Source organism: Streptomyces sp. NPDC002144, from assembly GCF_053593695.1.
In genome coordinates, this window is sequence record NZ_JBSFDB010000020.1 from 44,856 (window position 1) to 59,441 (window position 14,586).

Here is a 14,586-nt window from a genome sequence, read left to right on the forward strand (position 1 = left end):
ACGACCCGGATGGGGGCCTTCAGGACCATGGGACAAGGTTCCTCAGGGCTGCGAAGGCTCGTACAGGAGATCGCCAAGTTCGGTGCGGTGGGTGCCCTCGGTACCGTCGTGAACTTCGGCGTCTCCAACCTGCTGTGGCATCTGACCACGCTGCAGGCGGTGCGCGCGAACGTGATCGCCACGGTGGTCGCCATCGGCGTCAACTATCTGGGCTTCCGGTACTTCACCTACCGTGACCGCGACAAGGGCGCCCGGACCAAGGAACTCACGCTGTTCCTGGTCTTCAGCCTGGTCGGCCTCGTGATCGAGAACGGTGTGCTGTACGCCGCGATCTACGGCTTCGGCTGGGACAGCTCGCTGCAGCGCAACATCTTCAAGGTCGTCGGCATCGGCCTGGGCACGCTGTTCCGCTTCTGGTCCTACCGCACCTGGGTCTTCAAGGCCCTGCCGGTCGCGGACGCGGAGGCCCTGCTGGAGGCCGAGGCAATGAAGCGCTCACTGACCCCAAAGACAGAACAACACGTCAGCTGAACCCCGACGCCGATCAGCACCCTGCCTTTCCGCCCGGCACTGCGCCCACCCGATGCCCGGCCCATTCCGGCCCCCGGCACCCCGCACGCCTGGTGCCCGGCCCATTCGGCACCAGGCAGCGCACCCGCCCAAGCCCCCGTCCGAAGCCCGGCCCGGTCGGCGTCCAGCCACCCGGCGCCCAGCCACCCGGCGCCCGGCCCATTTGGCTCCGGGCAGCCCGCCCGCCTGTGCCCGCCCACCCGACCCGCACCTGATGCGCCCGAAACCCGGCTCATCTGACGCCCGGGCCGCCCGACACGCGCCCCATTCGGCACGGGTCAGCCCGGCCCCGCTCGCCCAGCTGGCGCCGGACAGGGTGAGCGCACGCAGGCCGAGGGCATGCAGGGAGCGCAGGATGCCGAGGGAGTCGCCGAGGGCCGCCGCCCCGGCGGGGCACAGCAGGACCGCGACGCGGCCGCAGTTGCGGGCGTCGGTGACCTGCCCCGCGGCGTACGCCAGGCGCAGGCCCTTGGCTCCCGGCCCGCCCGAGCCCCCGTTCACCTGACCGTCGGCTCCTCGTCTGCTGGATGGGGGCGCTTCAGTGGGGGGGTGCGGGAGAGGAACAGGCCGAATACCGGGGGCTTGGTCTGGAGCATCTCCAGGCGGCCGCCGTCCGCCTCCGCCAGGTCGCGGGCCACCGCGAGTCCGATGCCGGTGGAGTTGCGGCCGCTGATGGTGCGCTCGAAGATCCGCGCCCCGAGGTCGGCCGGCACGCCGGGGCCCTCGTCGGTGACCTCCACGACGGCCTGGTTGCCGGTGACGCGGGTGCGCAGCGCCACCGTGCCGCCGCCGTGCATGAGCGAGTTCTCGATCAGCGCCGCCAGCACCTGGGCGACGGCGCCCGGCGTGCCCACGGCCTGCAGATGCCGCTTGCCGGAGCTGACGATGGCCCGCCCCGCGCTGCGGTAGGCCGGCCGCCACTCGGCGAGCTGCTGTTGGATGACCTCGTCGAGGTCGAAGGAGACGGCGTTGCCGGCGCGCGGGTCACGGGAGTTGGTGAGGAGACGTTCCACCACGTCCGTCAGCCGCTCCACCTGGGTGAGCGCCACATTGGCCTCCTCCTTCACGGTGTCCGGGTCATCCGTGAGGGTGATCTCCTCCAGCCGCATCGACAGCGCGGTCAGCGGCGTACGGAGCTGATGGGAGGCGTCGGCGGCCAGCCGCCGCTCGGCGGTGAGCATCCGGGCGATGCGCTCGGCGGAGGAGTCCAGCACATCGGCGACCCGGTCCAGCTCGGGGACGCCGTACCGCTTGTGGCGGGGCCGCGGGTCGCCGGATCCGAGCCGTTCCGCGGTCTCGGCGAGGTCGGTGAGCGGGGAGGCGAGCCGGTTGGCCTGCCGGATGGCGAGCAGCACGGCGGCCACGACCGCGAGCAGCGCGACCAGCCCGATGATCAGCAGGGTCCGGCCGACCTCGCGGCTGACGGTCGAGCGGGGCTCCTCGATGACGACCGTCTCGCCCTCCTCGCCCTTGGCGTGCCCGCGGATGACCTCGCCCTCGGGCTTGGTGCCGAGAGTGAAGGCGGGCTGCCCCGGGATGTGCACGATGGCGTACCGCTCGCCGGTGACCTGGCTCTTGAGCACACCCGGGCTGACGGTCCCGGCCCCGGGCCCGGCCCCGCTCAGCCGGCTGTCCACGATGCTGGCCAGCCGCTGCGCCTCGGAACTCACCCGTTCCTGGGCGCTGCTGCTGATGGTCCGCGTCTCGACGATCACCAGGGAGACCCCGAAGACGGCGATGACCACCAGCACGACAGCGAGGGTGGACTGAATCAGACGACGACGCACGGGGCCCTCCGGGCAGCGGTTTTATGCGGACCAGTGTGCCTCGGGGCGCCTGCGACGCGCGTAGTCCCGCCAGCTCTTCCCGGCTCGACTCGAGTTCCTAGCTCTTCTCGAAGCGGAAGCCGACACCCCGCACCGTGGCGATGTACCGCGGGTTCGCCGCGTCGTCGCCGAGCTTCTTGCGCAGCCAGGAGATGTGCATGTCGAGCGTCTTCGTCGACGACCACCAGGTGGTGTCCCAGACCTCGCGCATCAGCTGGTCGCGGGTGACGACCCGGCCCGCGTCCCGTACGAGCACCCGCAGCAGGTCGAACTCCTTGGCGGTGAGCTGGAGTTCCTCCTCGCCCATCCAGGCCCGGTGCGACTCGACGTCGATCCGCACCCCGTGCGTGGCGGGCGGCTGCGCCGGCTCGGCCGCGCCGCGCCGCAGCAGGGCCCGCACCCGGGCGAGCAGCTCGGCGAGCCGGAAGGGCTTGGTGACGTAGTCGTCGGCGCCCGCGTCGAGGCCGACGACGGTGTCCACCTCGTCGGCCCGCGCGGTCAGGATGAGGATCGGCACGGTGTGGCCTTCGGCGCGCAGCCGGCGGGCGACCTCGAGGCCGTCCATGCCGGGCAGCCCGAGGTCCAGCACGACGAGGTCGCAGCCGCCCTGCATTCCGGCGTCCAGTGCCGTCGGGCCGTCCTCGCGGACCTCGACCTCGTAACCTTCCCGGCGCAGGGCGCGGGCCAGCGGCTCCGAGATGGACGCGTCGTCCTCGGCGAGCAGTACACGGGTCATGAGCTGATGGTAGTCCGCTCCTGACCTGTGCTGAGGTGTGATCGGCACGCGTGCTTCTTACCTTTGACCGCTTCGAGGCGAACCTGTGACTGCACGGTGCGAGAACCGTAGGACCTTGGAAAGAGGGTGTACGGTTCCTCGATCACCTGTGATCCCTGTCTCAAGTCCTTCCATATCCGGCAGTGTCCTGCCGTATGGTGAAAGAACGCCTGTAGCACTGCGGGGACCTTTGGCGCACTTGACGCCGAAGGTCCTCTTTGTGTGCGGTAAACCCCCACCAGCAAGGATCAACCATGGCGTCCAGCCTGACGAAGGACTCGGTCCGCCCGGGCACCCCCGGCTCCGGGAAGACCTTCTTCGGCCACCCCCGCGGTCTGGCCACCCTCTTCATGACCGAGATGTGGGAGCGATTCTCCTACTACGGCATGAAGGCCCTGCTCCCGCTGTACCTGGTCGCCCCGGGCGGCCTGCACCTGAGCGCGGCCACCGCGACCGCGATCTACTCGGTGTACCTGTCGCTCGTGTACCTGCTCGCCCTGCCGGGCGGCTGGTTCGCGGACCGGGTCCTCGGTCCCCGCAAGACGGTCGCCGTGGCGGGCGCGGTCATCATGCTCGGCCATCTCACCCTGGCCCTGCCGAACGCCGGCACCTTCTACGCGGGCCTCGGTCTCGTCGCGATCGGCTCCGGTCTGCTGAAGGCCAACATCTCCACGATGGTCGGCCACCTCTACGACGGCCCGGAGGACCCGCGCCGCGACGGTGGCTTCACGGTCTTCTACATCGGCATCAACCTGGGCGCCTTCGCCGCGCCGCTGGTCATCGGCACCGTCGGCGAGAACGTCGACTGGCACCTGGGCTTCGCGCTGGCCGCGCTCGGCATGGCGCTGGGTCTGGCCCAGTTCCTGCTCGGCAGCCGGCACCTGGACGCCCGCTCGGACGTCGTGCCCACCCCGATGTCCGCCGCCGAGAAGGCGGCCACGCTGCGCAAGTCGGCGCTGTGGGCGGCCGTGGCGGTCGTCTTCTACGCGGTCGTCGGCTTCTCCGGTCACTACACGCTCAACTGGCTGCTGGTGCCGATCACGCTCGCCGGTCTGATCATCCCGGTGATGGTCATCGCCCGGATCAAGCGGGACCGCGAGTTGGACCGGACCGAGCAGTCGAAGATGAGCGCCTACATCTGGTTCTTCGTCGCCGCCGCCGTCTTCTGGATGATCTACGACCAGGGTGGCTCGACGGTCTCGCTGTTCGCCGAGGCGTCCGCGAAGAACACGGTCCTCGGCTGGGAGTTCCCGGTCTCCTGGTACCAGTCGGTCAACCCCGTCATGATCATGGCGCTCGCGCCGGTCTTCGCCTGGGCGTGGCTGGCGCTCGCCCGGCGCGGCAAGGAGCCGAGCACCGCGGTGAAGTTCGCGATGGGCCTGGTGCTGATCGGGGCGTCGTTCTTCCTGTTCCTGGCGCCGCTGGCGATCGCCGACGGCGGTCACAAGGCGGCCGCGCTGTGGCTGGTCGGCATCTACTTCGTGCAGACCGTCGGTGAGCTGACGCTGTCGCCGGTGGGCCTGTCGGTGACGACGAAGATGGCGCCGGCGAAGTACGCCTCGCAGATGATGGGTGTGTGGTTCCTGGCGGTCACCGCGGGTGACGCGACGACCGGTCTGCTGTCCATCGCCGGGGTCGACCTCAACAAGACGGGGATCGTGGCGCTGGAGGCCGTGCTCGCGGTCATCGCCGGTGGGGCGGTGTGGATGTACCGCCGGAAGGTCCGCGAACTCATGGGCGACGTGCGCTGACCGTCGTCCCGGCCAAGGGCCCTGCGCACCTCGTCGAGGTGCGCAGGGCCCTTCCGTTCCACAGGGTCACCTGGTCCGCCGTCCCGGCATGAAGGTGAAGACGCCGGCTCCCAGCAGGACCGCCGTGCCGGCCACCAGGCCGAGTGCCTTCAGGGCGCCGTGGTCACTGGAGCCCGTCGCCGCGAGGCCGCCGCCCGACGAACCGCCGGTCGAGGTGGATCCGGAGGTGGAGGAGCCGCCCGAGGCGCCGCTGGCCTGCTGGGTGGTGTCCAGGGTCAGGGAGACGGCCGTGGTGTCGGGCTTGCAGGTCGTCGTCGTGCCCAGGGCGCTGATGGTCAGGACGCCCGGGGAGAGGGTCGAGGAGCCGCTCGCCCCCGGCTTGTAGGTGCCGGTGAGGTCGGGGATCTCGATGGGGTCGCCGGTCTTGATGTCGGAGGCGTTGGTCGGGCCCTCCACATGCACGGTGCCCTTGTCCGCGCCGCCCAGGACGACCTCCATCGACGGCTTGACCGAGCCCTTGGGGATGTCGGCCGGGCTGTCCATCACCGACTTCTTGAACTGCACGGTGAGGCCGAAGCTGCCGCCGTCCTTCTTGGCGTTGATCTGGATCGGCGAGGTCGCCTTCTTCGTGCCGAGGGGCGACTGGCAGGTGTAGGGGATGTCGACCTCCTTGCCGGTGAAGTCGGTCTGGCCGCTGCCGGTGCCGTCACTGGGTGAGGCCGAGGCGCTCGCCGTGTCGGAGGGGGACGCCGACGGGGACGAGGACTGCGAGGCCGTGTCCGTCGGGGACGGTGTCGTGCTCGACGTGCCGCCGTCGCCCGGTGACACCTCGATGGTCGCCGCCTTCGGCACGGTCACGGTCGGCGTGCACTTGGTGTCCGTCGACATCGCGTTGACCGTGTAGGCGTCCGGCGTCAGCGTCACCTCCCCCGCCGTGGTCAGTTTCAGCGAGCCCGTCATGTCGGACAGCACCATGTCGCCGCCCTTGGGGATCGCCGGGTTCTTCCGCGGCCCCTGCAGGGCGATGTCGGCGGTCTGCGCGCCGGCCGCCTTCAGCACACCCGACGGCTGCACGGAGTCGGCGGGCAGGTCGATGATGTTCGGGTTCTTCGAGGCCGCCTGGACGAACTTCCACACCACGTTCACCGTGTCACCCACCTTGGCCGTGGCCGGCGCGGTGATCTCGACCTTCGAGGTGCCGTCGACGGGGGTGATGCCGGCCGGCGGGACACAGTGCGTCGCGTACGACACCTCCGCCGCCTGCGCGGTTCCCGCGGCCAGCCCCAGCAGGGCACCCGCGCCGCCGAGCACCAGGGCGGCCCCCGCCGCGCCGAGCCTCCCTCTGCCGGCCGCTGTGACTCTCCTTCGCTGTCTCACATGGGTCCCTTCCTGGTGGGAGTCGTCGGACTCGTCGGACTGTCGTCGTGCGGTGCGGAGAGCCGACCGGTCGCCGTGCCCGGATCGGAGTCCGGGGTGAACCACGGCAGGGTCGAAGTCGGGGCGGGCTCCGGCCCGGCGGCCCGGTGGGCGGTGAACCTCGGTACGCGCAGGGCCAGTTCGGGCATCCGCAGGCCTCGGTGGCGCAGGCCGCCGGCCCGGCGCGGGCGTACCCGGTCCACGATCGCCATGCCGGCGCGGAAGACCGCGGCCGGCACGACCAGGCAGACCAGGATCCAGAACAGGGTCACGCCCCAGGGCCGGCCGACGCCCCAGGGCTGCTCGGCGAGGACCTTGCCCTCGTACTTCAGCGAGACCGTGTAGTCGCCGTGCGCGCCGGCGGTGAGCTCCACGGGCAGTTCGATCCGCGCCTTCCTGCCGGAGGCGATCGTGCCGCGCCATTCCTGGTCGTCCCACTGCGGGGCGAAGACGCCGTGCGAGGTGCCGACCTGGAAGACGGGGTTCCTGATCGGTGACGTGCCCGCGTTGCCGACGGTGAAGACCAGCGTGCGGGTGGCCGGCGCGCCGAACCAGGTGAGCAGACCGCTGGAGCCGTCCAGCCGGGTGTCGGTCAGCATCGACAGACGGCCGCCGGTCTGCTCCGCGGGCAGTGGCTCCACCGCGTGCCCGGCCACCTGGAAGACCGCGTCGGCCTGCGCCTTGGCGCCCTCCACGGTCGCCACGTGCACCACGCACGGGCACGGCACCGGCGGTTCGGACACCGGCATCTTCTTGCTGAAGCCGCCCTTGCCGTCGGTGGTGACGGCCCTGCCGTCGGCGTTGGCGCAGGAGTTGGTGCCGCCGACGACGCCCCGCGCGGGCGTGGCCTGTCCGCAGACCAGCATCATCAGCAGCGCGTGCGGCCGCCAGCCGCTGCCGCTGACGGTGATCGAACCGCCGGCGCCCGCCTGGGACGTGGACACCTTCACGGTGGGGCCGTCGGCCGTCGCCGTGCCCGCCGTCAGCGGCAGCAGGAGCAGCGCGAGCACCGCCACCAGCGCCGTGGTCCGCAGCTTGCCGTTCACGTCACCGCTCCCGTCAACTCGACTTCCGCCCGCGGGGGTTCCGGCTCGAGGTCGGTCGTGCGCCGCCTGCGAAGCCGTACGAGAAGCAGCGCGCCGCCCGCCGCCAGCGCCGCCGTGGTCCCGGTCACCGCGCCCCAGGGCACGAACCGCGCCGACCCGCTCGCCGTGTCGTGCGCGCCGCCCGCCGCGGTCACCGTCAGCCGCACGTCCACCGCGTCCAGGGCGGGCCGGTCGCGCCAGGGCTCGCTGAGCCGCAGGCGGCGGCCCGGCGCGAGGCGTACCGGCAGGGTGCGCGGGGCCCGGTCCAGGACCGTGCCGAGGACTCCGTCGGCGTGCACGGCGAGGCGCGGGACGAGGGTGGTCGTACCGCGGTTGACCAGGTCGTACGTGATGCGGTCGGGGTGCACCGAGACGTGCTCGACGGTCAGCGCGGACAGCGCCGCTTCGCCCACGCGGAGGTGCAGCGGAACGGAGCGGGAGCGGCCGGCGGTGTCGCGGGCGACGATCTCGCCGGTGCCGTCACCGCGGGCGCTCACCGTGAAGGGCACGTCGGCGCGGGTGCGGGCCGGCACCCTGACCCGGCTCGCCGCGAAGGTGACCGTCGCGCCGGTGCCGCTCAGCCGGACGGTGACCGCCCGCCCGCTCCGGTTCACCACGGACACGGTGTCCTGCAGCACGGCCCCGGGGGCGCCCTCGGCGTAGAAGGCGGGCCGCCCGCCCCCGGTGGGCACGAGCGACCAGCCGTCGGCGGCGAGGGCCGGGGGCGCGGCGGCCATCACCAGCAGCAGGGACACGAACAGGGCACGTGCGGCGGACGACATCCGGCGGCTCCAGCAGTCGTACTCGGTGCGGGTCGTACGGCGGTTCAGCGGCGGGCCGTCTGGTTCCTCCGGGTGATCCACAGCGCGCCCGCCGCTCCGGCGAGGAGCACGGTGCCGCCGAGGGTGCCCAGGGCGATCGCGGAGTCGTCGGGACCGGTCTGCGGGAGCGAACCGCCGGAGTCCGTGCCGGTCGTGCCGGTCCCGCCCGAGGAGCCGCCGCTCGCGGCCGTGACGTCGAGGGTCAGCGCGGGCTGGGGATTGTTGGACGGCTTGCAGGTCGTCTTCGTGCCCAGGGCCGTGATCGTGAGCACGCCCGGGGTGAAGGTGACCTTGCCGGTCTTCTTCGGCGTGTACGTCCCCGTCAGGTCATTGATCTTGATGGGGGTGTTGGCCGGTATGGCGGCCGCGTTGGCGGGCCCGGTGACGGTCACGGTGCCGCTGTCGGCACCGCCCACCGTGATGAGGGCACTCGGGTTGACCGCCCCCTTGCCCAGCTCCACCGGGCTGGAGGAGACGCCCTTCTGCCAGGACATGGTCAGCTTGTAGCCGCTGCCGCTCTTGACGCTCTTGATGTCGATGGGCGAGACGGCGCTCTTGGGCCCGATCGGCGTCTGGCACTGGTAGTTGACGTCCACGACCTCGGCTCGGGCCAGGGGGGCGGCGAGCAGCACCGCCGAGCCGGCCAGGGCCGCGACGGACGCGAACGCGGCGGTTCGATTCCGGTACGACACGGTTTCCGCTCCCTCTTCGAGTTCCTGACGGCACATCAGATGGGCCGTCAAGGTACGCCCGGGCTCGTGAGGAGGGAAGAGAAGGTACGCGCCGGAGTTGTGGGGATCCGGCGCACACGGAAGGGGGCTCGAGTGGAGGAGGCCCCCCGGGGACTAACCCTCGGTAACCCCAGGATGGAGCAACTCGGCACGCACGGCGGTCTCGTTCGGGCCCGGTGACGGGGGCGGCCGGCGGGGCACTCCCTCCCCGCACTCGGGAGTGGATGCGCACCGGCGCGCGAGGCCGCCGTCACAGCGGGGTGCGGCTCTCTCGGCTCGCGGGGGGCGCTACTGGTGTCCGTCAGCGCGTCGCCGACGAGGGTGGGGGCGCCGGGGCGGCCGGTGACAAAGGATTACGCGGGTGCGGCGAGCTCCGCCCAGACCGTCTTGCCGGCCACTCCCGGGGTCCGTACGACGCCCCAGTCCAGGCACAGCCGCTGCACGATGAACATGCCGTGGCCGCCGGGGCGGCCCGCGCGGTGCGGGGTGCGGGGGGACGGCTGGCCGGTGCCCTTGTCCGCGACCTCCAGCCGGATCACCTTGTTGTCGCAGGCAAGGCGCAGCTCGTCCGGGCCCTCGGCGTGCAGACAGGCGTTGGTGACCAGCTCGGAGACGACGAGCAGCACGTCCTCGGCGGCGGCCCGCCGGTCGGCCGTGTCGGCGGGCAGCCAGCCCCAGGCGTACAGCGCCTGGCGGGTGAAGTCACGGGCGAGCGGGACGACCCCGCTCTCGCCGTCGAAGTTCAGCCTGCGGACCTGGCGCCCCCCGGGCGGCGCGGCCGGCGCCGACGAGGCGGCGTCCCCTCCGGACACCCCGGTCGCCGGCCCGTCCCCGCCGGACGTCCCGGAAGCGCCGCTGGGCTCCGGGCCGCGGTCGCCCGGCGAGTAGGGCCGGGTGGTGCTCATCAGCGCTTCACCTCACCGATTCACCAGTTCACAATTCAAAAGTCTGTACGTTGCTCACGGGCGGTCGCGCCGAAGTGCGCGCCGACCGGTCCAGGATGTCTCCTGCCCGACCGAACCGGCAGAACACCCCCTGATTCGGCACGGAAGGCGTGACGCCCGGAAAGTGCCGGTCACCCAGGGGTGAGCGGGGCACACCTCCGGCCGGGCGGCCGGTTTCGGGCCCCACTCAGCCGGCTTCGCCGGAAAGGGCGGCCTCGAGGGTGTCATGGACGCTGAAGACCGCGTCCGCCCCGGTGATCTCGAAGACCCGGGCCACCACCGGCAGCATCGCGGCCAGGTGCACCCCGCCCCCGGCGGCCTCCGCCTTCAGGCGGGCCCCGAGCAGCACGTTGAGACCGGTGGAGTCACAGAACTCCAGCCGTGAACAGTCCACGACCAGCCGGCTGAATCCCTTGTCGAGGCAGTCCTCGAGCGGCTCACGCAACAAATCGGCCGTATGGTGATCCAACTCACCGGCCGGGGTCACGACGGCACTGGAGCCCTCTTCCCTGACCTCCACCAGTAGCCGGCCAGACTGTGCGCTGCCGACCGTCCCGCGGTCCATGCCGTCTCTCTCTCCCGACGTCGAGGCTGCTGACTGACGCCCTCGAACACTACGCCTTCTCCACACTCTCCGACACCCGAACAACCACCCGCAAACGGACATAACCGCACGTAGCGCACTTGCGGCGGGCGTCGTAAAGCGGGTAGGGCTAGTAGAGATACGTAACCGACACGGCCGGCTTTGGAGGCGCCGCACACCGCAGTGCACGGACTGGCTTCGGCAGCCATATGCCGAGAACGATGGAGGACATCATGTCACCCCGGCTCGACGGATCGCATACCCAGCAAGCGACGTCGACACCCCCTCCGGAACATCTGGATCCCATCGAGACCTTCGATCACGATGACAGCGGCGAGGACCTGCTCGCCGGTCTTCCGGAGATTCCCCCCTACGACGAGGTGGGGCCCGTCGACGCGCGAGCCCTGTCCAAGACTCTCTTCGAGCGGCTGGAGTCCCTCGAGGAAGGAACGTACGAATACTCGTACGTCCGTAACACCCTGGTCGAGCTCAATCTCGCGCTCGTCAAGTTCGCCGCCTCCCGCTTCCGCTCCCGCAGCGAGCCGATGGAGGACATCATCCAGGTCGGCACCATCGGCCTGATCAAAGCCATCGACCGCTTCGAACTCTCACGCGGCGTGGAGTTCCCGACTTTCGCGATGCCAACCATCGTCGGCGAGATCAAGCGTTTCTTCCGCGACACCTCGTGGTCCGTGCGCGTCCCGCGCCGGCTGCAGGAGCTGCGGCTCGACCTGGCCAAGGCCGGTGACGAGCTGGCCCAGAAGCTGGACCGGGCGCCCACCGTGGCGGAGCTGGCCGAGCGGCTGGGTCTGACCCGGGAAGAGGTCGTGGAGGGCATGGCCGCCTCCAACGCGTACACCGCCTCCTCGCTGGACGCCCAGCCGGAGGAGGACGACGCCGAGGGCGCGCTCGCCGACCGGATCGGCTACGAGGACCACGGGATCGAGGGCATCGAGTACGTCGAGTCGCTCAAGCCGCTGATCGCCGAACTTCCCGCGCGGGACCGGCAGATCCTCTCGCTGCGCTTCGTGGCCGGCCTGACCCAGTCGGAGATCGGGGAGGAGCTCGGCATCTCGCAGATGCATGTGTCCCGGCTGCTGTCGCGGACCCTGGTGCGGTTGCGCAAGGGGCTGACGATCGAGGAGTGAGCGTCCCGCAGGACAGGTAGGTCAGGGACGTGATGCCGCCTTCGTGAGTGCGGTGCGCCGACGGGTGCGCCGCACCAGGCGTTTCTCCGGTTACCCCCAGGAACCCCTTTCCGGCGGTTCCCTTCCGCCACTATGGTCACCCCCCAAACTGGCCGGTTAGTCAGGACCGGCCACGTGTGGCGAGGGGCCGAGGAGGCGGTGGATGGCTCGGGCCGGCGGGACCGACAAGGATGTCGAGACCGGGGAACGCGCTCATACGGGGACGTCCGACGCACGGCTGACCGAGCTGCTGCGCGCCGACACCGCGAGCGCCTTCCAGGCGCTGCAGGAGCTGCGCGCCCGGCACCGTCCGCGGGTGCTGCGCTACGCCCGGCTGTGCACCACGAGCGAGTCGGCGGCACGTCAGCTGGCGGCGCAGGCGTTCACCCTGGCCGCCCGGGAGACGGCCCGCGGCATCGACCCGGGCGGGCCCTGGCGCCACCAACTGCTGCTGCTGACCTCCCGGCTGGCGGCGGCCTGGGCTATGGACGACCGGGCGGGCGGCCTGGACGCCGGGCTGCTGCTGGTCCTCAACACGGCGGGCCCCGGCGGGCCCGTACCGCCGATGCTGGCCGCCTTCCAGAGCCTGCCGTCCCGGACGCAGGGCCTGGTCTGGTACGGCGTGGTGGAGGAGCAGCCGGCGGCCGCGACGGCGGAGTTCCTCGGCATCACCCCCGAGGACGTCGCCTACGGCACCGACCCGGCGCTCCAGCAGCTGGCCCAGACCTGTCTGCGCGCCCGGCTGGCGGCCTCCGACGACCCCCAGTGCGCCGACTTCCGCCGGCTGATCGAGGAGTCGGTACGGCCGGACAGCCCCCGCGACAGCGCCGACCTGCACGCCCACATGGCCCACTGCGCCCACTGCACGGCCGCCCACGAGGAGCTGTCGGCGCTGCGCGACTCCCCGCGCACCGCGCTGGCGGAGGGGCTGCTGCCGTGGGCGGGCACGGCGTACGCGACCGACGAGGACGCGCCCCGCCGCCCGGGCCGCCGCGCCGCCTCGCCTCCCTGGCCCCGCTCCCGGCGCTACCTGCTGGCCTCGGTCGCCCTGGGCGTGGCCCTCGCGCCGCTGCTGGTGTTCCTGCTCACCCGCGGTTCGCCCCCGGCACCCGCCCGGCAGTCTGCGGGGGCGGTGGGCACCCCGACGACCGCGCCGCAGGTCACGGTGACGGCGACGGTCTCGACGACCCCGTCGGTGTCGGCCTCGCCGGGCGCCAAGTCCCCGTCCCCCACGAAGAGTTCCGCGCCGCCCCGGTCGCCGAGGCCGACCTCCTCCCCCGCCCACGCCCCGAACGGCAGCTACGCCCAGGTCGTGAACGTCTCCACGGGCCGCTGCCTGGACATCCTCGACGGTGATCTGTCCAACGGCACCGACGTGGTGACGGCACCCTGCTCCGGGTCCGCCACCCAGCGCTGGCGGGTCGACACCGCCCGCGGGGTGGTGCAGTCGTACGCCGACTCCGGCTTCTGCCTGGACAGCCGGGGCGACGTGGACAAGGGCCTCGGCATCTGGGAGTGCGACTCGGCCGACGGCGACCACGGCGACAACCTCCGCTTCACCGTCGACTCCGACGGCGTGATCCGCCCGGCCATCGCCATCGAGACGGGCCTCACCCCGGCCGGCGGGGACGGGGTGTCCCTGGAACCGCTGAACGGGGGCGCGGGGCAGCGGTGGCGGGCGGGGGCGTCCTGATCAGTCCGGCCGGGAGTACCGCCGGACGCCCTCGCGCCACACCTCGCCGACCAGCGGCACGCCCGGGCGGTAGGCCAGGTGGACGTGGCTCGGGGCGTCGAGGACGAGCAGGTCCGCCCGGGCGCCGGGGGCCAGCCGGCCGATGTCGTCCCGGCGCAGGGCCGCCGCGCCGCCCGCCGTGGCCGACCAGACGGCCTCGTCGGGGGTCATGCCCATGTCCCGTACGGCGAGGGCGACACAGAACGGCACGGACGAGGTGAAGGACGAGCCCGGGTTGCAGTCGGTGGAGAGGGCGACCGTGACGCCCGCGTCCAGCAGACGCCGGGCGTCCGGCCACTCGGCGCGCGTGGAGAACTCGGCGCCGGGCAGCAGCGTGGCCACCGTGTCGCCGTTCGCCAGGGCGTCCACGTCCGCGTCGGTGAGGTGGGTGCAGTGGTCGGCGCTGGCCGCGTCCAGTTCGACGGCGAGCTGGACGCCGGGGCCGTGGGAGAGCTGGTTGGCGTGGATGCGCGGGGTCAGGCCCCTCGCCCTGCCCGCGGTGAGGATGGCGCGGGCCTGGTCGCCGTCGAAGGCGCCCTTCTCGCAGAAGACGTCGATCCAACGGGCGTACGGGGCGCAGGCGTCCAGCATCTCGCCGGTGACCAGGGCGACATAGGCGGCCGGGTCGTCGGCGAAGTCCGGGGAGACGATGTGGGCGCCGAGATAGGTGACCTCGTCGGTGTGCGCGGCGGCGATGCGCAGGGCACGGGCCTCGTCGGCGACGGTCAGGCCGTAGCCGGACTTGGTCTCGAAGGTGGTGGTGCCCTGGCGGAGGGCCTCGGCGAGGTAGCGGGTGAGGTTGGCTTCCAGCTCCTCGTCCGTGGCGGCCCGGGTGGCGGCGACGGTGGTGCGGATGCCGCCGGCGGTGTAGCTCCGGCCGGACATGCGGGCGTTGAACTCCTGGGTGCGGTCGCCCGCGAAGACCAGGTGGGAGTGCGAGTCCACGAAGCCCGGGATCACCGCCCGGCCGCCGGCGTCGACCCGATTGTCAGTGGCGGGTGCTTTGCTTGACTCACCGGTCCACACGACCCGGTCGCCCTCGATGACGACGGCCGCGTCCTGGACCAGACCGAGGGGGGAACCGTCGCCCAGGGAGGGGGAGTTGGTGACGAGCGTGGCGATGTTGGTGATGACAGTGCTGCTCATGGCGTCCTCGTGGGTGGTC

General features: G+C 72.0%; 13 protein-coding genes and 1 pseudogene. 4 read left to right on the forward strand and 10 right to left on the reverse strand.

Features of this window, described 5'->3' with window-relative positions; all coding sequences use genetic code 11:
- The first annotated feature begins 27 nt into the window (after window positions 1-27).
- Complete coding sequence (locus tag ACWCQ1_RS27810; RefSeq protein ID WP_133046027.1) at window positions 28-531, forward strand: GtrA family protein; 504 nt, start codon at window positions 28-30, stop codon at window positions 529-531.
- A gap of 312 nt (window positions 532-843) precedes the next feature.
- Here ACWCQ1_RS27810 and ACWCQ1_RS27815 read toward each other — a convergent pair.
- From ACWCQ1_RS27815 to ACWCQ1_RS27825, 3 genes and pseudogenes are all read right to left on the reverse strand, one after another.
- Window positions 844-1,041 (reverse strand): annotated as a pseudogene (locus ACWCQ1_RS27815) (membrane dipeptidase); the annotation flags it as partial.
- A 26-nt stretch (window positions 1,042-1,067) separates the two neighbouring features.
- On the reverse strand, window positions 1,068-2,357 hold the full coding sequence (locus tag ACWCQ1_RS27820) for an ATP-binding protein (protein ID WP_133045974.1): 1,290 nt from the start codon (window positions 2,355-2,357) through the stop codon (window positions 1,068-1,070).
- A 97-nt stretch (window positions 2,358-2,454) separates the two neighbouring features.
- Window positions 2,455-3,132 (reverse strand): response regulator transcription factor, encoded by a 678-nt coding sequence (locus ACWCQ1_RS27825; RefSeq protein ID WP_207929870.1) that lies wholly within the window; start codon window positions 3,130-3,132, stop codon window positions 2,455-2,457.
- A gap of 293 nt (window positions 3,133-3,425) precedes the next feature.
- On the opposite strand from ACWCQ1_RS27825, the gene ACWCQ1_RS27830 reads away from it, so the two are divergent.
- Window positions 3,426-4,922, forward strand: a complete 1,497-nt coding sequence (locus ACWCQ1_RS27830; RefSeq protein WP_451027621.1) for an oligopeptide:H+ symporter — start codon at window positions 3,426-3,428, stop codon at window positions 4,920-4,922.
- 66 nt (window positions 4,923-4,988) lie between these two features.
- Here ACWCQ1_RS27830 and ACWCQ1_RS27835 read toward each other — a convergent pair whose 3' ends face one another.
- The 6 genes from ACWCQ1_RS27835 to ACWCQ1_RS27860 all read right to left on the reverse strand — a co-directional run bounded on the left by ACWCQ1_RS27835 (window position 4,989) and on the right by ACWCQ1_RS27860 (window position 10,484).
- Window positions 4,989-6,233 (reverse strand): hypothetical protein, encoded by a 1,245-nt coding sequence (locus ACWCQ1_RS27835; RefSeq protein WP_358592924.1) that lies wholly within the window; start codon window positions 6,231-6,233, stop codon window positions 4,989-4,991.
- Window positions 6,234-6,295: 62 nt separating this feature from the next.
- Entirely contained in the window at window positions 6,296-7,384 is a 1,089-nt protein-coding gene (locus tag ACWCQ1_RS27840) for a hypothetical protein (protein WP_358592823.1), read from the reverse strand.
- Window positions 7,381-8,205: a hypothetical protein gene (locus tag ACWCQ1_RS27845; protein WP_451027622.1), complete on the reverse strand. Its 825-nt coding sequence runs from the start codon at window positions 8,203-8,205 to the stop codon at window positions 7,381-7,383. Before ACWCQ1_RS27845 ends, ACWCQ1_RS27840 begins: the two co-directional genes overlap by 4 nt.
- Window positions 8,206-8,249: 44 nt before the next feature.
- Complete coding sequence (locus tag ACWCQ1_RS27850) at window positions 8,250-8,936, reverse strand: LPXTG cell wall anchor domain-containing protein (protein ID WP_207929869.1); 687 nt, start codon at window positions 8,934-8,936, stop codon at window positions 8,250-8,252.
- Window positions 8,937-9,328: 392 nt separating this feature from the next.
- On the reverse strand, window positions 9,329-9,880 hold the full coding sequence (locus tag ACWCQ1_RS27855; protein WP_358592819.1) for an ATP-binding protein: 552 nt from the start codon (window positions 9,878-9,880) through the stop codon (window positions 9,329-9,331).
- A 226-nt stretch (window positions 9,881-10,106) separates the two neighbouring features.
- Entirely contained in the window at window positions 10,107-10,484 is a 378-nt protein-coding gene (locus ACWCQ1_RS27860; RefSeq protein ID WP_133045966.1) for an STAS domain-containing protein, read from the reverse strand.
- Between the two features lie 239 nt (window positions 10,485-10,723).
- Here ACWCQ1_RS27860 and ACWCQ1_RS27865 point away from each other — a divergent pair, with 239 nt between their 5' ends.
- Window positions 10,724-11,650 (forward strand): RNA polymerase sigma factor SigF, encoded by a 927-nt coding sequence (locus ACWCQ1_RS27865; RefSeq protein WP_358592817.1) that lies wholly within the window; start codon window positions 10,724-10,726, stop codon window positions 11,648-11,650.
- A gap of 202 nt (window positions 11,651-11,852) precedes the next feature.
- Window positions 11,853-13,382, forward strand: a complete 1,530-nt coding sequence (locus ACWCQ1_RS27870) for a ricin-type beta-trefoil lectin domain protein (RefSeq protein ID WP_451027623.1) — start codon at window positions 11,853-11,855, stop codon at window positions 13,380-13,382.
- Here the strand turns inward: ACWCQ1_RS27870 and hutI are convergent, their stop codons facing one another.
- Window positions 13,383-14,567 carry an imidazolonepropionase gene (gene hutI / locus ACWCQ1_RS27875; RefSeq protein ID WP_133045963.1) on the reverse strand — a complete coding sequence of 395 codons (1,185 nt, stop codon included), beginning with the start codon at window positions 14,565-14,567 and terminating at the stop codon, window positions 13,383-13,385.
- Window positions 14,568-14,586 lie beyond the last annotated feature (19 nt).